We start from the raw sequence: 22,713 nt of genomic DNA, 5'->3' as shown, positions 1-22,713 counted from the left end.
CCCGCCGCCGCGTAGCCGGACCGATTGAGCCGGAAATCGATTTATGTAATGATATCCATTCTCATTTCATGTTGCCGGGCGGCGCGCGATCTCTGCGCGCCGCCCGTTGTTTTGAACGAATGGATACTTTCGCGTGAACGCGCCCGAAACGATCGACCCGCCCAAGGCGGGTACGCCGCGCGCGGGCGTCACCGTGCTGCACCCGGCGGCCCGCCCGCTGACCGACGACGAACTGGCTGCGCGCCGCCAGCGCTCGCGCCGCGCGACCTTCATCAAGTGGCTGCGCAAGGTACACGGCTGGGTCGGGCTGTGGGGTGCGGTGCTCGGGCTGCTGTTCGGCGTGACGGGCGTGCTGCTGAACCACCGCGCGCCGCCGCTGAAGATTTCGACCGGCGAGCCGCAGGTCGAGCAGATGCAGATCGCGCTGCCCGATCCGGTACCGAAGACACCTGCCGCGATGACGAAATGGCTGCAGCAGGAACTGCACTTCGACGGCCGGCCCGGCCGCGTCCGCAAGGATCCCGCACAGGCCGTCGCATGGGGCGACCAGCGCGTGATGCAGCCCGAGCACTGGCAGTTCGGCCTGTTCGGCCCGCACCAGAACCTGCAGGCCGAATACTGGGTCGGCAACGGCTATGTGTCGGTCAAGCGCACGGACAACACGTTCCTGACGACGCTGAACAACCTGCATCGCGGCGTCGGGATGAACCTCGGCTGGGTGCTGCTGATGGACACGATCGCGGGCTCGCTGATCCTGCTGTCGCTGACGGGCGTGCTGCTGTGGACCGAGCTGAACAAGCGCCGCATGGTCGGCGTCGTGCTGGTGGTCGGTTCGGTTGCCGCGGCGCTTGCCGCCGGCCTGACCTGATCGGCGCTCGCGCCGGCTCGTTGCCGGCGCGAGCCGATTCGTCCGGGTCGGCCACGCGGCCGGCGCGGGCGAGGCGGCTGGCCGGTGCGGCTCAGAGGCCGCAGGCCGCGCCGCTGTTCGCCGCGATTTCTCGCGCGGCCTTGGCGCCCTCGACCTGCAGGATCGTCGGCAGCGACACGTTGTTCTTCGCGGCGGTGATCTCGGCGAGGATCGAGATCGCGATTTCCGGCGGCGTCCGGCTGCCGATGTAGATGCCGGCCGGCCCGTGCAGCCGGCCCAGTTCCGCTTCGTTCAGGTCGAACTCGCGCAGTCGCTCGCGCCGCGCCGCGTTGTTGCGCCGCGAACCGAGCGCGCCGACGTAGAACGCGGGCGTCTTCAGCGCCTCCATCAGCGCAAGATCGTCGAGCTTCGGATCGTGCGTGAGCGCGATCACGGCCGAACGCGCATCGAGCTTCATGTCGAGCACCGTATCGTCGGGCATCGTGTGCACGACGCGCGTGCCCGGCACGTCCCACGCATCCGTGTATTCCTCGCGCGGATCGCACACCGTCACCTGGTAGTCGAGCCCGACCGCGATCTGGCACAGATAGCGCGACAACTGGCCGGCGCCGATCACGAGCATCCGGTAGCGCGGCCCGTGGATCGTCACGAGCCGCTCGCCGTCGAACGCGAGCCCGTCGGCCGCTTGCGCGGGCGACAGCGACGCGCGGCCGGTCGCGAGCGTCATCGTGCGCGTGACGAGCCGGCCGGCCTCGACTTCCGCGCACAGCGCGGCAATCCCGCTGTCGCGCGTGAGCGGCTCGAGCACCAGCTGGATCGTGCCGCCGCACGGCAGCCCGAAGCGGTGCGCTTCCTCGGCCGTCACGCCGTACTTGAGCGCTTCCGGGCGCGCATCGGCCGCGATCCCGCTCGCGTGCACGCGGGCGATCAGGTCGTCCTCGATGCAGCCGCCGGACACCGAGCCGACCACGAGCCCGTCCTCGCGCACCGCGAGCATCGCGCCTTCGGGGCGCGGCGACGAGCCCCACGTCTTCACGACTGTCACGAGCAGTACGCGGCGGCCTTCTTCGATCCAGCGCGCGCTGGACTTCAATACATCGAGATCGACGCTTTCCATCATCTTTATCCTGTTGCCGGACAGCCCGCTGGTCCGGGCCGTCATTCGATGGCGGGATTATGAACCGCCCGGCGCAAGCGTGCAGGAGGGGGCGAGCTGGGAAGCCGCGACGCGGGAAAGAGGGGACGCGCGAATGGCGGGTGCGCCATCCGAAGGCGAGAGCAGTGGCGGAGCCGGTCGGCGTGCCGCCCCGGCGCGGCCGGGTGAGGTGCGCTGGTGCGTTGCCGGGCGGGCGTACCCGCCCGGCGGTGGGATCCGTCAGAGCGATCCGAGGTACTGCGTCAGGTTGCGAATGTCGATGTCGTACGCGCTCGATGAGCCGAGCTCGACGCCGCCGCTACGCACGTAGTACTCGAACGGCACGGAGCGGGTGCCGAAGAACGGAAGGAAATTGTCCGGCTGCAGCGTCGTGCCGTTCAGGCCGATTGCCCAGTTCCTCGACTTGTACAGCTCGAGATCGCGGATCGTCGCGTTGACCGCGTTCGTCTCCGATGCGCGAATCGCGGCGATATGGTGCGTCAGCGTGTCGATGTTCGCCTGGTAGGCGCTCGGCTCGCCGATCGAAACGCCTCGCGCGCGTACGTAGTAGCTGAATGGCAGGTTGCGTTCGGTGAAGAAGGACAGGAAACCATCCGGCGCCAGCGTATCCCCGTTCAGCCCGATCGCCCAGTTCCTGCTCTGATAATCCTTGAGCTCGCCGATCGTCTTGTTGGCGGCGTTGATTTCGACCTTCGCCGTGACGTTAACCAATGTAGTGCTCATAACGGACCCCTCGGTTTCTTGTTGAACTTCGGACAGTGCTGCAACATGCCTCCGCATGGAGGCAATTCAATGCAAACGGTCGGATTATCGGATTCGAATCGGGTCGAATGTAAATCGGCCGAACAGTTCGTTTATTGGCGCTGCCGGGAATTCCAGTTATTGAAAATGAATTTCAATAATGGCAGCCGCGCGGCGCCGCGCGACGGGGGCGGCGCAATGCCAGGCCGCGCCAGGCCAGGCGGGTGTGTGCGTGTGGTCGAACTGAATACTAGGTTGGCCGCTTGAAGAGATCAACGTCGGCCGGATAATTATTTTTCGCCATTCATTTCAATTCAATGAAATTGCACGATGCGTCGATTAATTCAATGCGATGCATCGAATATGCCGGTATTCGGAAAATCGGCCGGAAGGAATCGAAACCGCCGCGCGAATCGTTGCGGGTTTCGCAGCAACGCGGCGGCGTGATCGGGGGAGGGAGGGGGAAGGCGCGGGGCCGGCATCCGGCCCCGTGGGAGTGCGCCGTGCCGCGTGCGGCACGGTGGCGTTCAGTGCGCCTGCTGGCCGTGCGCGAGCTTCGAACGGCTGCGCGAATACGCGAAGTAGATCACGAGGCCGATCACGAGCCACACGACGAACGCGATCCACGTGACGGGCTGCAGGTTCAGCATCAGGAACAGGCACGATGCGACCGCGAGGATCGGCACCACGGGCACGCCCGGGCAGCGGAACGCGCGCGGCAGGTCCGGGTGCGTGCGGCGCAGCACGAGCACCGCGATCGACACCATCGAGAACGCGGCGAGCGTGCCGATGTTGATCAGTTCGGCGAGCACGTTGAGCGGCACGAGCGCGGCGATCAGGCCGAAGAACAGGCCGACGAGCCAGGTCGTCAGGAACGGCGTCGAGTAGCGCGGATGCACGCGCGACAGCGCCGCCGGCAGCAGGCCGTCGCGCGACATCGCGAAGACGATGCGGGTCTGGCCGTAGCTCATCACGAGGATCACGGTCAGCATGCCGAGAACGGCGCCGAGGTCGATGAAGCCCGCGACCCAGTGCTCGCCCGCGGCCTGCAGCGCGTACGAGATCGGGTGCGAGATGTTCGCGTACTGGGCTGACGGCACGATGCCGGTCGCGACCGCGGCGACCGTCACGTACAGCACCGCGCACACCGCGAGCGACGCGATGATGCCGATCGGCAGGTCGCGTTTCGGATTCTTCACTTCCTCGGCGGCCGACGACACCGCGTCGAAGCCGATGAACGCGAAGAACATCACGGCCGCCGCGCCAAACACGCCGTTCCAGCCGTGCGGCATGAACGGCTTCCAGTTCGCGGGCGTCACGTGGAACACGCCGACCGCGATCACGAGCAGCACGACCGACACCTTGATGAACACCATGATGTTGTTGATGCGGGTCGACTCGCGGATACCGATCGACAGCAGCGTCGTGATCACGATCATCACGAGGAACGCGGGCAGGTTGAACCATGTGACGACGCCCGGCACCGCGCCGGGGGCGGCTGTCAGCACGGTCGGCAGCGTGAGCCCGAAGCCCTGCAGCAGCGACTGCAGGTAGCCCGACCAGCCGACCGACACGGCCGATGCCGCGAGGCCGTATTCGAGCATCAGGTCCCAGCCGATGATCCATGCGACGAGCTCGCCGAGCGTTGCGTACGAATACGTGTAGATCGAGCCGGCAACGGGGATCGTCGACGCGAATTCCGCGTACGACAGCGCCGCGAGGCCGCATGCGATCGCGGCGATCACGAACGACAGCATCAGTGCGGGGCCGGCCTGCACGGCGCCGGTGCCGGTCAGCACGAAGATGCCGGTGCCGATGATCGCGCCGATGCCGAGGAAGGTGAGGTCGATCGCGCCGAGCGCTTTCTTGAGTCCGGCGGCATGTGCGCCGGCGATCATGCGATCGACGTTTTTCTTGCGGAAGAGAGACATTGCGGATGAATGGCCAGCGCGCGCGAGCGCGGCGGCGCTGACTGAGTGAAAACCCGTAATTTTAGCCGATTTGGCGAACAAGACCCGCTGCGGCGCAGCGGCGTGCCGTGGAATCGTCCGATAAAACAAGCGCTTGCGCGCGAAACGGGGGGCTGTTGAAGGCGACGCGGCGTGCCGCGTCGTTGGATCGGACGAATCCGATGTATCGGGCGAATCGGACGAATCAGGCGCCGGCCGCGGGCGCCATGTCGACGAGCCGGTTGCTCATCACGTAGAACGTGAGTTCCGCGTTGTTCGACAGCCGCATCTTCTCGAGCAGCCGCGACCGGTACACGCTCACCGTCTTCACGGACAGCGACAGCGTGTTCGCGATGTCGGTGAGCCGCTTGCCCGATGCGAGCATGCAGAGCGTCTGGTATTCGCGGTCGGACAGCTTCTCGTGCGGCAGCGGCTCGTTCTCGAACGACACGTATTCGGCGAGCGCCTCGGCCATCGCGGGGCTCACGTACTTGCGGCCGGCCGCGACCTGCTGGATCGCGCCGACCATCTGCGCGGCATTGACCGTCTTCGACAGGTAGCCGGCGGCGCCGGCCTTCAGCGCGCGCACCGCGTACTGGTCTTCGCGGTACATCGAGAACATCAGCACCGGCGTGCGCGACAGCTTGCGCTTGAGGCGCTTGAGCACCTCGATGCCGTTCGTGTCCGGCAGCGAGATGTCGAGCAGGATCACGTCGAATTCCTGTTTGTCGACGGCGGCCATCGCGTCGCCTCCGGTCTCGGCCTCGGTCACGTCGCGCGCGATGCCGCGATCGATCAGCAACTGGCGGATCCCTTGCCGGACGATCGCGTGATCGTCCACGAGCAGGATGTTCAGGCTCATGCCGACCTCACGAAAGCGACGCGCGGCGTGTCGCGGCAGGCATCGCGAGCAGCGAATTCCACGCGAAGCGCGCGGTGACGCGCGTGCCGTGGCCGGTTTCCGGCGTGGCCGTCTCGAAGTTGCCGCCGAACGCTTCGCAGCGGGCGCGCATGCCGGCGAGGCCATAGCCGGTGCGGCGGCTTCGGGCGAAACCGGTCCCATCGTCGGAGACACTCAGTGTCAGATGCGTGCCGTCGGTGGCGATCCGCACGTCGACGGACGTCGCGCGTGCGTGCTTCGCGACGTTCGACAGCGCTTCCTGCGCGACGCGGAACACCGCGAGCGCGCTGGCGCCGGCGATCTGCGTCAGGCGCACATCGGCCGCGCACACGAAGCTGGTGCGCAGGCCCGTGCGCGTCGCATGGCTGTCGACCCACGACGACAGCGCGCCGACCATGCCCGCGTCGAGCGCCGGCGTGCCGCGCTCGTCGATCAGCCGGCGATTCGCGTCGGTTGCGGCGTCGAGCGCCTGCTGGGCAAGCTCCAGCGCGCGCAGGCAGCCGTCCGGCGCATCGGCCGGCAGCCACGTTTGAACGTTTGCGAGCGCGAAACGCGCGGCGGTGAGTTCGGCACCGAGCCCGTCGTGCAGCTCGCCGGCCAGATGGCGGCGGGCGGCTTCGTCGGCGGCAAGCAGTTGGGCGGACAGCGCCGCGATGCGCGCGGCGCGGGCGTCGCGTTTCGGCGCGGCTTCGGCAATGGGCGGAGTAGCGGCGCAGCCATGCACGAGCTGCCGCGACGGGAACGGGGCGTGGGCGCCCGGGGGCGCGTTAAGCGACGTATCCATGACTCTCCCTGCTCTCAGAAAGCGGTTCAGACACCGGCTGGCTGCGTGGAACGGTTGCTGTTTCGAAGACGGTCGCCGCCGGAGAATCGCCCCATGCCGAGGTAACAAAAGTTACGTTTTGTAACACTTGCATCCGACCCTCCAACACCCATCCGAACAGCAACCGCGCGCGCCGAATAATATCTCAAAAATTTCGCAAAGGTCATGTCGGACGGACATTTAAGGGTAAATGTGAATAATCGGAATGAAGCTGTTGTAGGAAAAACACTGACACCCGAGCACCGGGTGATGACGTATCGAAATGTAACAATTTGAGATGAGATGGTCTCAGTTTGTTACGAGTTCGCCAAGTGGGGACGAAAAAAAACCGGAGCTTTCGCTCCGGTTTTTTGATGCGGCACAAATTCCGGGGACGTATCAGTCCACGAACGCGCGTTCGATCACATAGTGGCCCGGCGCGCTGTTCTTGCCTTCGACGAGGCCGGCCTGCTTCAGCAGGTCGGTCGTGTCCTTCAGCATCGCGGTGCTGCCGCACAGCATCACGCGGTCGTTTTCCGGCGAGAACGGCGGGACGTCGAGATCCGTGAACAGCTTGCCCGTCGCGATCAGGTCGGTGATCCGGCCTTCGTTGTCGAACGCTTCGCGCGTGACCGTCGGGTAGTAGACGAGCTTTTCCTTGATGATGTCGCCCAGGTACTCGTGGCCCGGCAGGTCGTGCTTGATGTAGTCCATGTACGCGAGCTCGCCCTTCAGGCGGCACGTGTGCGTAAGGATCACCTTGTCGAAGCGGTCGTAGATGTCCGGATCGCGGATGATCGACATGAACGGCGCGAGGCCCGTGCCCGTCGACAGCATCCACAGCGTCTTGCCCGGCAGCAGGTTGTCGGCAACCAGCGTGCCCGTCGGCTTCTTGCCGATCAGCACGGTATCGCCCACCTTCAGGTGCTGCAGGCGCGACGTCAGCGGGCCGTTCTGCACCTTGATGCTGAAGAATTCGAGGTGCTCTTCGTAGTTCGGGCTGACGATCGAGTAGGCGCGCGCGAGCGGCTTGCCGTCGACCTCGAGGCCGACCATCGTGAATTCGCCGTTGTTGAAGCGCAGGCTCGCCTCACGGCTGCAGGTGAAGCTGAAAAGCGTGTCGGTCCAGTGGTGGACGGATTGGACGGTGGCGGTGTCGTATTTGCTCATGGCTTTGAAAACGGACGCGCGTAGCGAACGCGTGTAACGGGCCCAAAAATGGGCAAAAAAAACCGAGTGCGACGGCCCGATCGCGGATCGGCCGGCCGGCGCGTCGGACACGCGCCTTCTCGATGACAGACGATTGACGAACTGGTTATTTTACCCTGTTGGCGCTGATCGCGGGCTTGACCCCCGCGGTTGCGCGGATTTGGCGCAACGAATTATTTCAATCAGCTTTCAGCGATCGGCCGCGAGTTTCGCGCCGAGGCCGACGAGCGCGACGCCGCACAGCGCGTCGAGCGGGCGCCGCACGCGCCGGTAGCCGCGCTGCGCGCGCGGGCTCGCGAACAGGTATGCGACGCACGAGTACCAGCCGGCCGACAGCACACCGATCGTTACCAGCACCGCACCGTTGAACCACAGCGGCACATGCGCGGGCAGCATCGCCGCGAATACGCTGGTCCAGAACGCGCACGATTTCGGGTTCGTCAGGCACGTGAACAGGCCGCTGCGATACGCGCGCAGGTAGTCGCGCGCGTGCGGCGCGGCCAGCGGCGCGCGTTCGTCCGGTGCGTCGGCCGGCGCCGCGTCGCGGCGCACGCCCGAGCGCAGCAGCTTGAAGCCGAAATACACCAGGTAGACGGCGCCGCCGATCCGGATCGCCTCGTACAGCCATTCGACCTGGTGCAGCACGGCCGCGAGACCGAGCATCGCGAGCGTCGCCCACGCGACCGACGCGGTGCCGACGCCGAGCGCCGACGCGGCGCCGAGGCTGCGCCGCCCCGCGAGCGACAGTTGCGAAATCATGAAGAAATTCGGGCCGGGCGTGATCGCCGCGACGAGATAGACGACGGCGATTTGCAGCAGGATCGGCAGGTAGGACATGGCGGCGCGGGCTTCGGACGGCTCGGTGGCGGGATGGGCAAGCCGTTAATGTAGCGCGCGCCGCGCGGCCGCGCTTGCGGCGGATCGCGATCGGGACCGTTATTGCGGATCGAGGCGCAGGCGCGCGATGTACGGCAGGTGGTCCGACAGCCACGCGGCCTCGCCCGACGGCGCGCGCCATTCGAGCGGCGTCAGGCCGCGCACGAACATCTTGTCGAGCGCGAGCGCCGGCGAGAACGCAGGGAACGTGCGGCCCGATTCGCCGAGCAGCGTCGCGACCTCGGACATCCCGATCTCGCCGAACAGCGCGACCGAATCGTTGCGCCAGTCGTTGAAGTCGCCGGCGAGCATCAGCGGGCCGTCGCCCGCATTGCGCACGATCCAGTGCGCGATCCAGTGCATCTGCCGCAGCCGCGCGGCGCGCGTGAGCGCGAGGTGTGCGCACAGCAGCGTGACCGGGCGCGCGCCCGCGAGCGTCGCGCGCGCGACGAGCAGCCCGCGCCGCTCGAAGCGGTGCGCGGAGATGTCCCAGCGGCCGCCGAGGTCGAGCGGATGCGGCGACAGGATCGCGTTGCCGTGCCGCCACGACGGCTTGAACACGTTCGGCCCGAGCGCGATCTGCCAGTCGAGCGCATGCGCGATCTCGGTGGCCTGGCAGTGCCACACGTCGTCGACCGCGTCGTCCATCTGCGCGCCGAAGCCGGGGGCGAGCATCGGGCGCGGCATGCGGCGCGCCATCGCTTCCTGCAGGAAATACACGTCGGCGTGCGTCGACTGCATCCAGGTGCGCATCGCGTTCCACGCGGTGAAGCCGAGCGGCGAGCGGCCCTTGTGCAGGTTCCAGCTCACCGCAGTGATTTCGTCGGGGGCGGCGTGCGGTTCGGCGAACGGCAGGGACAGGGCGTTTGCGGACATGACGCTCAGTCCTTCGCGACGTGCGCACGCACGCGGTACACGAGATGCGGACGCTGCTCGACGAGCGTCCAGTCGGTCCATGCGTCGCTGCCGACCGACAGGCCGGGGTGGCTTGCGACGATCTGCCGCGGCGATGCGGGTACGCACGGATCGCTGCGCGTCGCGTTTTCGTCGTCGAGCGTTTCCTGCACGTCGAGCGCGAGCGACACCGTGTTCGCGCCGGCGTCGACGGTGAGCGGCGCGACCGTCACCGCGCGCGAGCGCTCGGTCGGCACGACGCGCGCGGCGTTGCCGCAGCCGACCGGCACGGCGGAAGGATAGCGATGGGTATCGGTGCGGGTCTGACCCACGGTGGTGCGCTGCTGGAATGTGTCGATCGTCTGACCGTCGCGCACCACCTGGATCTCCCATGCGACGGAGGCCGGTGCGGGGCTCTGCGCGTGGGCGGCGAGCGCGACGCTCGCGAGCAGGACGGCCAGGCCGTGTTTCAGCATGAAACGTCTCCGGAAACGCGGGATAGCGGGGAACGGACGCACATCTTACGCCCGATCGATTTCGATCGTGATGTGACGGGACGCGCCGCGGCAGCTTCGCCGCACGATGCGGTCCTGTTCGAAAGGTAGGTGCGCGTCACGTGTTTTCAAGCGAAAAAGCGCGCGAATTCGGCGACGGGTGCGCGTTCGGTGACGAGGCGGTTCTCGATCGCGTCGGGGTCCGCGTGGCCGAGCGACATGCCGCAGACGAATTGCTCGTTGGCGGGAATGCCGAGGTGTTCGGCGACGATCCGGTGAAACGGCACGAACGCGGCCTGCGGGCAGGTATCGAGCCCGCGTGCGCGCGCGGCCGTCATCACGCCCTGCAGGAACATCCCGCAATCGAGCCACGCACCGTACGTCATCACGCGATCGAGCGTGAAGAACAACGCAACGGGCGCATCGAAGAAACGGAAGTTGCGCGCGTGCTGCGCGTGCATGCGCGCCTTCTCGTCGCGGCCGATGTTCAACAACCCATACAGATCCCAGCCGACCTTGCGGCGCCGGTCGAGATACGGCGCTACCCATTCGCGCGGGTAGTAGTCGTACTCGGCCACATATTTCTCGTCGCGCGCGGGATCGTCGTGGGCCGCGGTGAGCGCGGCGGCGAGCGCATCGCGGGTGGCGCCCGTCGCGACGTACACGCGCCACGGCTGGATGTTGGTGCCTGAAGGCGCGCGGCTCGCGGCTTCGAGGATCGCCTCGAGCGTGTCGCGCGGCACGGGTGTCGGCAGGAACGCGCGGACCGCGCGGCGCGACATGAGCGCCGCGTCGACGGCGCCGATCGCATCGGCATCGATGCGCGGGGAAGCAGTGGGGACGGACATCGGCATACCTTCGGGACGGGGCGCGACGCGCCGCGCGGGCGCCGTCGGCGAAGCCTTGGGGCGGGTGGGTGAACCGACGATCATACGCCGCGTCGCGCAGCCGTGCAGCGCACGCCGGGTGTTAGCAGCAGACTCGCACGGCTGCTTGCTTGCGCGGCGATGCGGGCCCGCTACACTGAAATCGTAAGGGTCTGATGGTTGTGCGACAGCAAGCGGCAGCGAGGTTGGTATGACGACGGCGATGGTGAAGCAGGAACTGGCGGTGGCGTCCTTCAGCACGGTGTACGACCTCGAGCAGGTCGAGACGGCGCTGAGCGACCTGAACGAGAGCGCGAGCGACGCATTGCGTGCCACCTACGAAAAGATGCTCAAGACGGGGAATCTGCGTTTTTGCGTGAAGCCGAACCGGATGCCGTCGTTCGACGCGCTCGGCGACGCACTGCCCAATTTCGTCGAACCGCTCGACGACGTGCGCAAGCAGGTTGCGCTGTGTCTCGAAACGGACGACCGGCTCGAACTGATGCCGATCCTGCTGCTCGGGCCGCCCGGCATCGGCAAGACGCATTTCGCGAAGGCGCTCGCGCAACTGCTCGGCACCGCGTACCACTATGTGCCGATGAGTTCGTTGACGGCCGGCTGGATCCTGTCGGGCGCATCGTCGCAATGGAAGAACGCGAAGCCCGGCAAGGTGTTCGAGGCGCTCGTGAACGGCAGCTACGCGAACCCGGTGATCGCGGTCGACGAGATCGACAAGGCCGGCAGCGATGCGCAATACGATCCGCTCGGCGCGCTGTATGCGTTGCTCGAGCACGACACCGCGCGCGCATTCGTCGACGAATTCGCGGAAGTGCCGATCGACGCGGGCAACGTGATCTGGGTCGCGACCGCGAACGACGCGCAGGCGATTCCGGAGCCGCTGCTCAACCGGATGAACGTGTACGAGATCGAGCCGCCCGATGCGGCCGGCGCGCGCCGGATCGCTCAGACGATCTACGACGAGATCCGCACGTCGCACGCGTGGGGGCGGCGCTTCCCCGAGACGCTCGGCGACGACGCGCTCGACGTGCTGGCCGCGACACCGCCGCGCACGATGCGCCGCGCGCTGCTGCACGCATTCGGCGCTGCGCGGCTCGGCGGCCGCGACGCGATCGGGCCGCACGACATCCGCGCCGACGAGGGCGCGGCGAAGCGCAGGCCGATCGGCTTCTGAACCGGCGGCGCGCGCACGGCTGCGGCGTGCGCGCCGCGTCGCGCGCCGTGTCGTCGCGACGCGCTGCAGATGCGTTCGGCAAGCAGATGAACCGGGACGTACAATTCCTTTCTCTCCCCTCGACGCGTTAGCGGCGCGAAACGTCATGGAGCAGATGGATTGTGTAGTGATCGGTGCGGGCGTCGTCGGCCTTGCGATTGCACGCGAACTGGCTGCGCGCGGGCGGGACACGCTCGTGCTCGAGTCTACCGATGCGATCGGCACGGGCACGAGTTCGCGCAACAGCGAAGTGATCCACGCGGGGCTCTACTATCCGCGCGGTTCGCTGAAGGCGTTGTCGTGCGTGCGCGGCCGCGATCTGCTGTACGAATTCTGCGACACGCATCACGTGCCGCACCGGCGCACGGGCAAGCTGCTCGTCGCGACGAGTGTCACGCAGGTGAAGCAGTTGAAGGCGATCGCCGCCCGCGCGGCCGAAAACGGCGTGCTCGACCTGCTGCCGCTCACGCGCGTCGAGGCGCAGACGCTCGAACCCGCGCTCGAATGCGTGGAAGCGTTGTTCTCGCCGTCCACCGGCATCGTCGACAGCCACCAGTTGATGCTTGCGCTGCTGGGCGATGCGGAACGCGACGGCGCCGTGTGCGCGCTGAAATCCCCGGTCGAGTCGATCGACGTGCTGCGCGGCGGGCGGTTCGTCGTGCGCACGGGCGGCGACACGCCGACCGAGATCGAGGCCGCGTGCGTGATCAACAGCGCAGGCCTCGGTGCGCAGGCGCTCGCACGCCGCACGCGCGGCCTCGACCCGCGCTGGGTGCCGCCGCTCTATCTCGCGCGCGGCAATTATTTCAGCCTGTCGGGCCGCGCGCCGTTCTCGCATCTCGTCTACCCGATGCCCGACCGCGCGGGGCTCGGCGTGCACCTGACGCTCGACCTCGGCGGGCAGGCGCGCTTCGGCCCGGACGTCGAGTGGTGCGATTCGCTGCGTTACGAAGTCGATCCGGCGCGCGCGGGCGCGTTCTACGCGTCGATCCGCGCGTACTGGCCGGATCTGCCCGACGACGCGCTGCAGCCTGCGTACGCGGGCATCCGGCCGAAGCTCGCGGGGCCCGGCGAGCCGCCGGCCGACTTCATCGTGCAGGGCGCCGCGCAGCATGGCGTGCGCGGGCTCGTGAACCTGTTCGGCATCGAATCGCCGGGGCTCACCGCGTCGCTCGCGCTCGCGCAGCGTGTCGGCGAGATGACCGCCTACGGCTGACGCAACCACGCGCGCCGTGCCGTGTGGAATCCCTTATCTCCGGCATTTCGGCGCGCACATTTATTCGCTTGGCGGTTATTCTGTCGAACGGCTGTCGCCAGAACAGCTTTCATATCGATAACGTTGGAGCGAGTCCCCATGAAAACATCCCGTCGGAGTTTCCTGATTTCGAGCGTTGGCGTCGTGTCCGCGCTGGCGCTGTCGCGTGAAGCGCTGGCCGATGCGCCGATGCTGTCGGAAACGGATCCGACCGCGGTGGCGCTCGGCTACAAGGCCGATGCCACGAAGGTCGACAAGACGAAGTACCCGAAATACGCAGCGGGCCAGGATTGCGCGGCCTGCATGCTGTACCAGGGCAAGAAGGGTTCGGCTTCGGGCCCGTGCGGCGCCTTCCCCGGCAAGCAGGTGTCGGCGAAGGGCTGGTGCAGCGCATTCTCGAAGATGGGTTGAGGTCCGTGCGGCATCGTGCGATGCCGCAATGTGGCGAAAACCGCAAAACGCCCGCCGTCGGAAGACGGCGGGCGTTTTTATTGCTTGAAAACGGTTCCGTCGCTTTCTACACTCGCTGCAAACCAGCGCGCCGCGGCACACTGCGCCGCGACTTCCGACACGGCGCATTCACGAGGATGAAGACGCATGGCGACGATTGCGAATTCAACGAAAACGATCCGGCCCGAGCGTGCGCTGAACCGACGCGCGGTCGTGGCCGCCGTGATCGGCAATGCGCTCGAGTGGTACGACTTCACGGTGTTCGGCTTCATGACCGTCGTGATCGCCGAGCTGTTCTTCCCGACCTCCAGCGAATACTCGTCGCTGCTCCTGACCACCGCGACGTTCGGCGTCGCGTTCTTCATGCGCCCGATCGGCGGCATCGTGTTCGGGCTGTATGCGGACCGCGCGGGCCGCAAGGCCGCGCTGTCGCTCGTGATCCTGCTGATGACGGCCGGCATCTTCGTGATCGCGATCGCGCCGCCTTATGCGGCGATCGGCATCGGCGGCCCGCTGCTGATCGTGTTCGGCCGCCTGCTGCAGGGCTTCTCCGCGGGCGGCGAATTCGGCAGCGCGACGGCGCTGCTGATCGAGGCCGCGCCGTTCTCGAAACGCGGTTTCTACGGTAGCTGGCAGATGGCGAGCCAGGCGGCCGCGCTGCTGATCGGCGCGCTCGTCGGCGCGGCCGTCACGCGCGGGCTGTCGCACGACGCGCTGCGCAGCTGGGGCTGGCGCGTGCCGTTCCTCCTCGGGCTCGTGATCGGCCCGATCGGCTTCTACATCCGCCGCCACCTCGCCGATTCCGAAGCGTTCCTGCACGCGCAGCAGAGCGCGCGCCGCGCGACGCTCGGCGAAGTGTTCACGCGCCATCCGCGCGAGGTGCTGTGCGGGTTCGGTTCGGTGATCGCGCTGACGGTGACGATCTACGCGCTGATCATCTATCTGCCGACCTTCGCGGTGAAGCAACTGAAGCTGCCGTATGCGGAATCGTTCTACGCGGTGATCGTCGGCAACCTGCTGCTGATGGTGCTGTCGCCGGTCGCGGGCGCATGGTCGGACCGCATCGGCCGCAAGGGACTGTCGCTGTGGTCGCTCGTGCTGACGCTCGCGCTGATGTATCCGCTGTTCGCGTGGCTCGACGCGGCCCCGAGCATCGGGCGGCTGGTCGCGGTGCAGGCCGTGCTGTCGGTGACGCTCGCAGGCTATTACGGGCCGTTCGGCGCGATGATCGCCGAGCTGTTCCCGGCCAACGTGCGCTCGACCGGGCTGTCGATCGCGTACAACGTCGCGGTGATGCTGTTCGGCGGCTTCGGGCAGTTCATCGTCACGTGGCTGATCAAGGTCACGGGTACGCCGCTGGCGCCGACCTACTATGTGATGGCCGGGCTCGCGCTGTCGATCGTCGCGGTCGCGTTCGTGCCCGCGCGCAGCGCCGACCTCGACGCGCCCGCGTGAGGGCATGACGGTGCGAAGACTGTCATCGGATCGTTTCGCAAACCGCAATGATGTGCGGCCAAACACGGGAAACGGCGCGCGGAACCTTCGCGTTCGCGCCCGAATTGTTTAGTCGTCGAACGAAACATGCGCGGAATGAACGGAACTGACGCTCGCGCGCGTTTTCGCATTTTTTGACCGTGCAAAACATCGGCAAAAACCCGCGCGGGCATGTCTAGAAGAGTTTTTTCTCCAGCTTGTTGCAGCATCGCTAGCTCAAGTAATATCCGCGTACGCCGGCCCCTGGCGGGACCGGTTCCGATCTGGAGACCTGGAGGAAACATGGAATACAACCGTCTGTTGCACACCCTGCGTGTTACCGCCATTGCAGGCGTGGCAGCGGCATCGCTCGGCGTCGCGGGTTCTGCATTCGCACAGATCCCGAACAAAACGCTCGTCTACTGCTCAGAAGGCAGTCCGGCGGGTTTTGATTCCGCGCAATTTACGACCGGCGTCGATTTCACCGCCGCCACGTTCACCGTCTACAACCGTCTCGTCGAATTCGAGCGCGGCGGCACCAAGGTCGAACCGGGCCTCGCCGAGAAGTGGGACGTGTCGTCCGACGGCAAGGTGTACACGTTCCACCTGCGCCACGGCGTGAAGTTCCACACGACCGACTTCTTCAAGCCGACGCGCGAATTCAACGCGGACGACGTGCTGTTCACGTTCCAGCGCATGCTCGACCCGAACCAGGCGTTCCGCAAGGCGTATCCGGTGTCGTTCCCGTACTTCACCGACATGGGCCTCGACAAGCTGATCACGAAGGTCGAGAAGGTCGATCCGTATACCGTGAAGTTCACGCTGGCCGAGCCGAACGCGCCGTTCATCCAGAACATGGCGATGGAATTCGCGTCGATCCTGTCGGCCGAATACGGCGACCAGCTGATGAAGGCCGGCAAGGCCGCCGACATCAACCAGAAGCCGGTCGGCACGGGCCCGTTCGTCTTCCGCAGCTATACGAAGGATGCGACGATCCGATTCGACGGCAATCCTGATTACTGGAAGAAGGGCGAAGTGAAGCTGTCGAAGCTGATCTTCTCGATCACGCCGGATCCGGGCGTGCGCGTGCAGAAGATCAAGCGCAACGAATGCCAGGTGATGAGCTATCCGCGTCCGGCCGACATCGCGACGCTGAAGGCCGATTCGAACGTCGACATGCCGTCGCAGGCGGGCTTCAACCTCGGCTACCTCGCGTACAACGTCGAGCACAAGCCGGTCGACAAGCTCGAAGTGCGTCAGGCGCTCGACATGGCGATCAACAAGAAGGCGATCCTCGAATCCGTCTACCAGGGTGCGGGCCAGGCTGCCGGCGCACCGATGCCGCCGACCCAATGGTCGTACGACAAGAACCTGAAGATGGCCGCGTTCGACACCGAGAAGGCGAAGGCGCTGCTCGCGAAGGCCGGCTATGCGAACGGTTTCGAGATCACGCTGTGGGCGATGCCCGTGCAGCGCGCGTATAACCCGAACGCCCGCCTGATGGCCGAGATGATCCAGGCCGACTGGGCGAAGATCGGCGTGAAGGCGAAGATCGTCACGTACGAGTGGGGCGAGTACATCAAGCGTGCGCACACGGGTGAGCAGGACACGATGCTGATCGGCTGGACCGGCGACAACGGCGATCCGGACAACTGGCTCGGCACGCTGCTCGGCTGCGAGGCGATCAAGGGCAACAACTTCTCGCACTGGTGCTACAAGCCGTTCGACGAGCTGGTCCAGAAGGGCCGCACGACGACGGGCCAGGACGCGCGCACGAAGCTCTACACGCAGGCTCAGCAGATCTTCGCGCAACAGCTGCCGTTCTCGCCGATCGCGAACTCGACGGTCTACCAGCCGGTGCGCAAGAACGTGGTCGACATGCGCATCGAGCCGCTCGGCTATGCACGCTTCGACGGTGTCGGCGTGAAGTAATACGACCGGCGTAAGCTGTCTACGAAGACCGAGACCGGTAATTCATCCGGCGGCGGGAGGCCACGAGCTTCCCGTCGCCGGTCGCACATTTCCCACAAGAAAATACGAGACGCATCATGTTCACATTCGTGTTGCGCCGCGTGGGCATGGTGATCCCGACTTTCATCGGCATCACCATCCTGGCGTTTGCGCTGATTCACCTGATACCGGGCGACCCCATCGAAGTGATGATGGGCGAGCGCGGCGTCGATCCCGCCATGCATGCGGAGGCGATGAAACGCCTCGGGCTCGACCAGCCGCTGCCCATGCAGTACCTCCACTACATCGGCCGTGCGACTCACGGCGACCTCGGCACGTCGATCATCACCAACACCAGCGTCGCGGGCGAGTTCTTCGCGCGCTTCCCGGCGACCGTCGAGCTGTCGCTGTGCGCGCTCGTGTTCGCGCTCGCGGTCGGGCTGCCGGCCGGCGTGATCGCCGCGCTGCGGCGCGGCTCGGTCGTCGACCACGGCGTGATGGGCACCGCGCTTACCGGCTACTCGATGCCGATCTTCTGGTGGGGGCTGATCCTCATCATGGTGTTTTCGTCGTACCTCGGCTGGACGCCCGTGTCGGGGCGCATCGCCGTCGAATACGACTTCCCGCATCCGACGGGCTTCATGCTGATCGACGCGCTGCTCGCACCCGACGAAGGCTCGTTCAAGTCGGCGGTCAGCCACCTGATCCTGCCCGCGATCGTGCTCGGCACGATCCCGCTCGCGGTGATCGCGCGGATGACGCGCTCGTCGATGCTCGAAGTGCTGCGCGAGGACTACATCCGCACCGCCCGCGCGAAGGGGCTGTCGCCCGCGCGCGTGGTCGTCGTGCATGCGCTGCGCAACGCGCTGATCCCGGTCGTCACCGTGATCGGCCTGCAGATCGGCACGCTGCTCGCGGGCGCCGTGCTGACCGAGACGCTTTTTTCGTGGCCCGGTGTCGGCAAGTGGCTGATCGATGCGATCGGCCGCCGCGACTATCCGGTCGTCCAGGGCGGCATCCTGCTGATCGCGACGCTCGTGATCGTCGTGAACCTGGTCGTCGACCTGCTGTACGGCGTGCTGAATCCGCGCATCCGCCACACGAGGTAATTCCATGAGCAATCTGCAAAACACCCTGCCGAGCGAATCCGCGCCGGCCGGCGGCCGTGCGCTCGCGCTGCGCGAGTTCTGGGCCAACTTCTCGCGCAACCGCGGCGCCGTCGGCGCCGGCATCGTCGTGCTCGCGCTGATCCTGGTCGCGCTGCTCGCGCCGCTGATCGCGCCGCACAGCCCGGTCGAGCAATACCGCGACTTCGTGAAGATCCCGCCCGCATGGCTCGAAGGCGGCAACTGGAAATTCATCCTCGGCACCGACGAAGCGGGCCGCGACATTCTTTCGCGCCTGATGTTCGGCGCGCGGATGTCGTTCTGGATCGGCTTCGTGTCGGTCGTGCTCGCGCTGATCCCCGGCATCGTGCTCGGGCTCGTCGCCGCGTTCTTCCAGAAGTGGGCCGACACGCCCGTGATGCGCATCATGGACGTGCTGCTCGCGCTGCCGTCGCTGCTGCTCGCGGTCGCGGTCGTCGCGATCATCGGCCCGGGCCTCACCAACACGATGTTCGCGATCGCGATCGTCGCACTGCCGGCCTATGTGCGCCTCACGCGCGCGTCGGCGCTCGGCGAGCTGCAGAAGGAATACGTGACGGCGTCGCGCGTGGCCGGTGCCGGCACGCTGCGCCTGATGTTCTCGCAGGTGCTGCCCAACTGCACGGCGCCGCTGATCGTGCAGGCGACGCTCGGCTTCTCGTCGGCGATCCTCGATGCGGCCGCGCTCGGCTTCCTCGGCCTCGGCGTGCAGCCGCCGACCGCCGAGTGGGGCGCGATGCTGGCGTCCGCGCGCGACTACATCGACAACGCATGGTGGATCGTGACGATGCCCGGGCTGTCGATCCTGATTTCGGTGCTTGCGATCAACCTGCTCGGCGACGGGCTGCGCGACGCGCTCGATCCCAAACTGAAACGGATGGCCTGAACATGAGCCAAGATCTTCTGACCATCCGCAATCTCGCGGTGAACTTCAACGGCCTGCCCGCCGTCGACCGGATCAACCTGTCGATCGCGCCGGGCGAGGTGGTGGGCGTCGTCGGCGAATCGGGCTCGGGCAAGAGCGTGACGATGATGGCGCTGATGGGCCTGATCGACGCACCGGGCAAGGTGACGGCCGACGAGGTCACGTTCAACGGCGTCGACCTGCTGAAGGCGTCGCCGAAGGCGCGCCGCAAGATCGTCGGCAAGGACATCGCGATGGTGTTCCAGGATGCGCTGACGAGCCTGAACCCGAGCTATACCGTCGGCTACCAGATCAAGGAAGTGCTGAAGCTGCACGAAGGGCTGCGCGGCGACGCGCTGCACCGGCGCGCGCTCGAACTGCTCGACCAGGTCGGCATTCCCGATGCGAAGAACCGCATTACGTCGTTCCCGCACCAGATGTCGGGCGGGATGAACCAGCGCGTGATGATCGCGATGGCCGTCGCATGCAACCCGAAGCTGCTGATCGCCGACGAGCCGACCACCGCGCTCGACGTGACGATCCAGGCGCAGATCATGGACCTGCTCGTGAAGCTGCAGAAGGAACGCGGGATGGCGCTCGTGCTGATCTCGCACGACCTGGCCGTGGTGTCGGAGGTCGCGCAGCGCGTCGCGGTGATGTACGCGGGCGAGATCATCGAGACCAACAGCGTGCCCGACATCTTCCGCGCGCCGCATCATCCGTACACCGAAGCGCTGCTCGCGGCGATTCCCGAGCACAACAAGGGGGCGCGTCGCCTTGCCGCATTGCCCGGCATGGTGCCGGGCCGCGATGATCGCCCGTCCGGGTGCCTGTTCGCGCCGCGCTGCAAGTATGTGGTCGACGATTGCCGCAAGGCGCGGCCGGCGCTCGATACGCTGGTGTCCGGCAACGATGCGATGCGCGCGCGCTGCATCAAGCCGCTCAATGTTTCCAACCTCGACCTGACGGCTATGCATGGGACCGGAGTAAGCGCTAAAGCGCAAACTCCGGTCGACAGGAGTCCACGATGAATGCAAATCAAGAAGTGCGCGGCGCGCCGCACGACGAGGAAGTAGTGCTGGTCGCCGACCAGCTCGCGAAACACTACACGGTGAAGCGCGGCATGTTCGGCCACGGCACGGTGAAGGCGCTCAACGGCGTGTCGTTTTCGCTCAGGCGCGGCAAGACGCTCGCCGTCGTCGGCGAATCCGGTTGCGGGAAGTCGACGCTCGCGCGGCAGCTGACGATGATCGAGACGCCGACGTCCGGCCACCTGTCGATCGACGGCAAGGACGTCGCGGGCGCCGACCGGCACCGGGTCGCCGACCTGCGCCGCCGCGTGCAGATGGTGTTCCAGAACCCGTTCGCGTCGCTCAACCCGCGCAAGACCGTCGAGCAGACGCTCTCCGAGCCGCTCGAGATCAACGCGAACCTGACGGCCGCCGAGCGCGCGCAGCGCGTTGCGCAGATCATGCGCACGGTCGGCCTGCGGCCCGAGCACGCGAAGCGCTATCCGCACATGTTCTCGGGCGGCCAGCGGCAGCGGGTCGCGATCGCGCGCGCGATGATCCTCGATCCGCGGATCGTCGTCGCCGACGAGCCGGTGTCCGCGCTCGACGTGTCGATCCAGGCGCAGATCCTGAACCTGTTCATGGACCTGCAGGAGCAGTTCAAGACGAGCTACGTGTTCATCTCGCACAACCTGTCGGTGGTCGAGCATGTCGCGGACGACGTGATGGTGATGTACTTCGGCAGCGTCGCCGAGCTCGGCGACAAGGCGACGATCTACGCGCGGCCGCGCCATCCGTACACGCGTGCGCTGATGTCGGCGACGCCGGCGATCTTCGAGGAAGACCGCCGCGTGCAGATCAAGCTGCAGGGCGAGCTGCCGTCGCCGCTCAATCCGCCGTCGGGCTGCGCGTTCCACCAGCGCTGCCCGTATGCGGTCGAGCGCTGCCGCGCCGAGGAGCCGCAGCTGCGCGAGGTCGACGGACGGCGCGTGGCCTGCCATCGCGCCGAGGAGGTAGGGGAGGCGAATGCCTGAAGCGTTGGCGGCGCGCGTGTCCGGCGTGCGCCGTTCGGGGGCAAGCGGCGCGCGCGTGATGCGCGCGTACCGCTACGCGCGGCGCTGGAGCCTGCGCACCGTCACGGGCGCGGCGCTGGCCGGCGCGTGCGTGGCGGCGAGCCTCGCGGTTCCCGTCGAGGCCGCGCGCGCCGAAGGGCGCGCGCCGGCCACTTCACCGATCCATCCGTCGCAAGTCCCGCCGCCCGGCATGAGCCTGCCGGGCTTCCACGCGCCAGCCGTGTCGAACGGCACGGTCGCGAGCGGTGCGGTGCGCGTGCAGCCCGCGCGCATGCCGTTCTACGTCGCGACCAAGGGCAAGGTCACGCTCTACGTGCTCGGCGCGCTGCACACGGGCGACCCGTCCGACTATCCGAGCGCGCAGCCGTTCCGGCCGCGCATCCTCGCGGCGCTCGCCGCGTCGCCGACGCTCGCGCTCGAACTGTCGCCCGACGATCTGCTCGAATCGCAGGACGACGTGTCGAAGTACGGCGTGTGCCGTTATCCGTGCCTGCAGCGCCTGCTGCCCGAATCGTTATGGGAGCGGCTCGCGGCGCGCCTGCGCGGCAACCCGGCCGCGCTCGCCGAGATTCGCAAGATGCGGCCGTGGCTCGCGGCGCTCGTCGTCGAGACCTACGATTCGCTGTCGGCCGGCCTGCAGACCGAATACGGCACCGAGGCGCAACTGCAGAACGTGTTCCTGAAGAAGAAGGGCGGCCGCGTGATCGGGCTCGAGACGCTCGCCGAACAAATGCGCGCGTTCACCGGGCTGACGCTGGCCGAGCAGCGCGAGATGCTCGCGCAGGACATGGTGCAAACACCCGCGCAAAACGCGGACGACATCAAGTCGCTGCACCGGCTGTGGCGAATTGGCGACGCCGACGCGATCTCGGCGTGGGCCGTCGCGAAGAGCGAGCGGCTCGCGCGTTCGAAGGCGTTGTCGGCGTCGATCGACAACAAGATCCTGTACGAGCGCAACCGGCGCTTCGTTGCACGGATGACGGCAATCGCCGCGCCGAACCGACCGCTGTTCGTCGCGATCGGCGCGCTGCATTTGGGCGGCCCGCGCGGCGTGCTCGAATTGTTGCGCCAGCAAGGATACCGGGTCGACGCGAACTGATCGCGCCCGGCGGCACGCACTGATCTTCCCCTGTTTGATCGACATCGCGCGCCCGGCGCGAGGCGCCTGAGTGGCGGTGTAAATCGATAAGGAAAACCCTCGATTCGTCGGAAAATAGCGTTTAAAACGATTGACATCCCGTTCTGCCAATATCTATTCTTCACCCCACAAGTTGAAAAAATGAAAAGAATAGATAAGTTCTACGGGGTAGCAGAAATAAAGCGCGGGGTTAGCGTTGCCGGCACGTACAGCACGTGCCGGCTGCGGAGTGTCTGCATGCACGGCGGGGCCAATCATCGTCGGACAACACATGCATGCAGGCCGACTTGCAGATAAGCAACGTTCCGTCGTCTGACCGGGGAATGCA

The 22,713-nt window shown here is 66.7% G+C and carries 21 protein-coding genes; 11 read left to right on the top strand and 10 right to left on the bottom strand.

The genetic code is table 11. From position 1 onward, the window contains the following. Nucleotides 1-133: 133 nt before the first annotated feature. A complete protein-coding gene (locus LXM88_RS21635; protein ID WP_262537708.1) occupies nucleotides 134-868 on the top strand; it encodes a PepSY-associated TM helix domain-containing protein in 735 nt (244 codons plus the stop codon). 91 nt (nucleotides 869-959) lie between these two features. Here LXM88_RS21635 and LXM88_RS21630 read toward each other — a convergent pair whose 3' ends face one another. From LXM88_RS21630 to LXM88_RS21585, 10 genes are all read right to left on the bottom strand, one after another. Then, nucleotides 960-1,985 carry an XdhC family protein gene (locus tag LXM88_RS21630; RefSeq protein WP_262537706.1) on the bottom strand — a complete coding sequence of 342 codons (1,026 nt, stop codon included), beginning with the start codon at nucleotides 1,983-1,985 and terminating at the stop codon, nucleotides 960-962. 258 nt (nucleotides 1,986-2,243) lie between these two features. Beyond that, entirely contained in the window at nucleotides 2,244-2,747 is a 504-nt protein-coding gene (locus LXM88_RS21625) for a hypothetical protein (RefSeq protein WP_262537704.1), read from the bottom strand. A gap of 545 nt (nucleotides 2,748-3,292) precedes the next feature. Further along, nucleotides 3,293-4,696 carry an amino acid permease gene (locus LXM88_RS21620; protein WP_262537702.1) on the bottom strand — a complete coding sequence of 468 codons (1,404 nt, stop codon included), beginning with the start codon at nucleotides 4,694-4,696 and terminating at the stop codon, nucleotides 3,293-3,295. A gap of 223 nt (nucleotides 4,697-4,919) precedes the next feature. Beyond that, nucleotides 4,920-5,576, bottom strand: a complete 657-nt coding sequence (gene rqpR, locus LXM88_RS21615) for a response regulator transcription factor RqpR (RefSeq protein ID WP_262537700.1) — start codon at nucleotides 5,574-5,576, stop codon at nucleotides 4,920-4,922. A gap of 7 nt (nucleotides 5,577-5,583) precedes the next feature. Continuing rightward, on the bottom strand, nucleotides 5,584-6,399 hold the full coding sequence (rqpS, locus tag LXM88_RS21610; RefSeq protein WP_262537698.1) for a quorum system sensor histidine kinase RqpS: 816 nt from the start codon (nucleotides 6,397-6,399) through the stop codon (nucleotides 5,584-5,586). A 417-nt stretch (nucleotides 6,400-6,816) separates the two neighbouring features. Continuing rightward, a complete protein-coding gene (locus LXM88_RS21605; protein ID WP_096471990.1) occupies nucleotides 6,817-7,587 on the bottom strand; it encodes a ferredoxin--NADP reductase in 771 nt (256 codons plus the stop codon). 228 nt (nucleotides 7,588-7,815) lie between these two features. Then, entirely contained in the window at nucleotides 7,816-8,463 is a 648-nt protein-coding gene (locus tag LXM88_RS21600; protein ID WP_048248299.1) for a LysE family translocator, read from the bottom strand. 99 nt (nucleotides 8,464-8,562) lie between these two features. After that, complete coding sequence (locus LXM88_RS21595; protein ID WP_262537693.1) at nucleotides 8,563-9,378, bottom strand: endonuclease/exonuclease/phosphatase family protein; 816 nt, start codon at nucleotides 9,376-9,378, stop codon at nucleotides 8,563-8,565. A 5-nt stretch (nucleotides 9,379-9,383) separates the two neighbouring features. Further along, the gene (locus LXM88_RS21590) at nucleotides 9,384-9,872 is read right to left on the bottom strand and encodes a hypothetical protein (protein ID WP_262537692.1); all 489 of its coding nucleotides are present in this window, start codon (nucleotides 9,870-9,872) and stop codon (nucleotides 9,384-9,386) included. A 146-nt stretch (nucleotides 9,873-10,018) separates the two neighbouring features. Then, nucleotides 10,019-10,738 (bottom strand): nitroreductase, encoded by a 720-nt coding sequence (locus LXM88_RS21585; protein WP_262537689.1) that lies wholly within the window; start codon nucleotides 10,736-10,738, stop codon nucleotides 10,019-10,021. Between the two features lie 229 nt (nucleotides 10,739-10,967). Between LXM88_RS21585 and LXM88_RS21580 the strand changes: the two genes are divergently transcribed. From LXM88_RS21580 to LXM88_RS21535, 10 genes are all read left to right on the top strand, one after another. Beyond that, the gene (locus tag LXM88_RS21580; protein ID WP_262537686.1) at nucleotides 10,968-11,948 is read left to right on the top strand and encodes an AAA family ATPase; all 981 of its coding nucleotides are present in this window, start codon (nucleotides 10,968-10,970) and stop codon (nucleotides 11,946-11,948) included. A 145-nt stretch (nucleotides 11,949-12,093) separates the two neighbouring features. After that, nucleotides 12,094-13,203, top strand: coding sequence for an NAD(P)/FAD-dependent oxidoreductase (locus LXM88_RS21575; RefSeq protein ID WP_262537683.1), 1,110 nt, complete (start codon nucleotides 12,094-12,096; stop codon nucleotides 13,201-13,203). A gap of 138 nt (nucleotides 13,204-13,341) precedes the next feature. Next, entirely contained in the window at nucleotides 13,342-13,653 is a 312-nt protein-coding gene (locus tag LXM88_RS21570; protein ID WP_014895772.1) for a high-potential iron-sulfur protein, read from the top strand. Nucleotides 13,654-13,839: 186 nt separating this feature from the next. Then, nucleotides 13,840-15,147: an MFS transporter gene (locus LXM88_RS21565; RefSeq protein WP_262537680.1), complete on the top strand. Its 1,308-nt coding sequence runs from the start codon at nucleotides 13,840-13,842 to the stop codon at nucleotides 15,145-15,147. A 321-nt stretch (nucleotides 15,148-15,468) separates the two neighbouring features. Further along, nucleotides 15,469-17,097 carry an ABC transporter substrate-binding protein gene (locus tag LXM88_RS21560; protein ID WP_262537678.1) on the top strand — a complete coding sequence of 543 codons (1,629 nt, stop codon included), beginning with the start codon at nucleotides 15,469-15,471 and terminating at the stop codon, nucleotides 17,095-17,097. 116 nt (nucleotides 17,098-17,213) lie between these two features. Further along, the gene (locus LXM88_RS21555) at nucleotides 17,214-18,224 is read left to right on the top strand and encodes an ABC transporter permease subunit (protein ID WP_262537676.1); all 1,011 of its coding nucleotides are present in this window, start codon (nucleotides 17,214-17,216) and stop codon (nucleotides 18,222-18,224) included. A 4-nt stretch (nucleotides 18,225-18,228) separates the two neighbouring features. Then, nucleotides 18,229-19,146: an ABC transporter permease subunit gene (locus tag LXM88_RS21550; RefSeq protein ID WP_262537673.1), complete on the top strand. Its 918-nt coding sequence runs from the start codon at nucleotides 18,229-18,231 to the stop codon at nucleotides 19,144-19,146. A gap of 2 nt (nucleotides 19,147-19,148) precedes the next feature. Further along, nucleotides 19,149-20,195: an ABC transporter ATP-binding protein gene (locus tag LXM88_RS21545; protein ID WP_262537671.1), complete on the top strand. Its 1,047-nt coding sequence runs from the start codon at nucleotides 19,149-19,151 to the stop codon at nucleotides 20,193-20,195. Beyond that, nucleotides 20,192-21,208, top strand: coding sequence for a peptide ABC transporter ATP-binding protein (locus tag LXM88_RS21540; protein ID WP_262537668.1), 1,017 nt, complete (start codon nucleotides 20,192-20,194; stop codon nucleotides 21,206-21,208). Before LXM88_RS21545 ends, LXM88_RS21540 begins: the two co-directional genes overlap by 4 nt. After that, entirely contained in the window at nucleotides 21,201-22,346 is a 1,146-nt protein-coding gene (locus LXM88_RS21535; RefSeq protein ID WP_262537666.1) for a TraB/GumN family protein, read from the top strand. The genes LXM88_RS21540 and LXM88_RS21535 overlap by 8 nt, the downstream gene beginning before the upstream one ends. Nucleotides 22,347-22,713: the final 367 nt, after the last annotated feature.

The sequence above is a fragment of the Burkholderia sp. S-53 genome (assembly GCF_025560745.1).
Classification (GTDB): domain Bacteria; phylum Pseudomonadota; class Gammaproteobacteria; order Burkholderiales; family Burkholderiaceae; genus Burkholderia; species Burkholderia pyrrocinia.
This window is presented reverse-complemented; position numbering and strand designations above follow the sequence as displayed.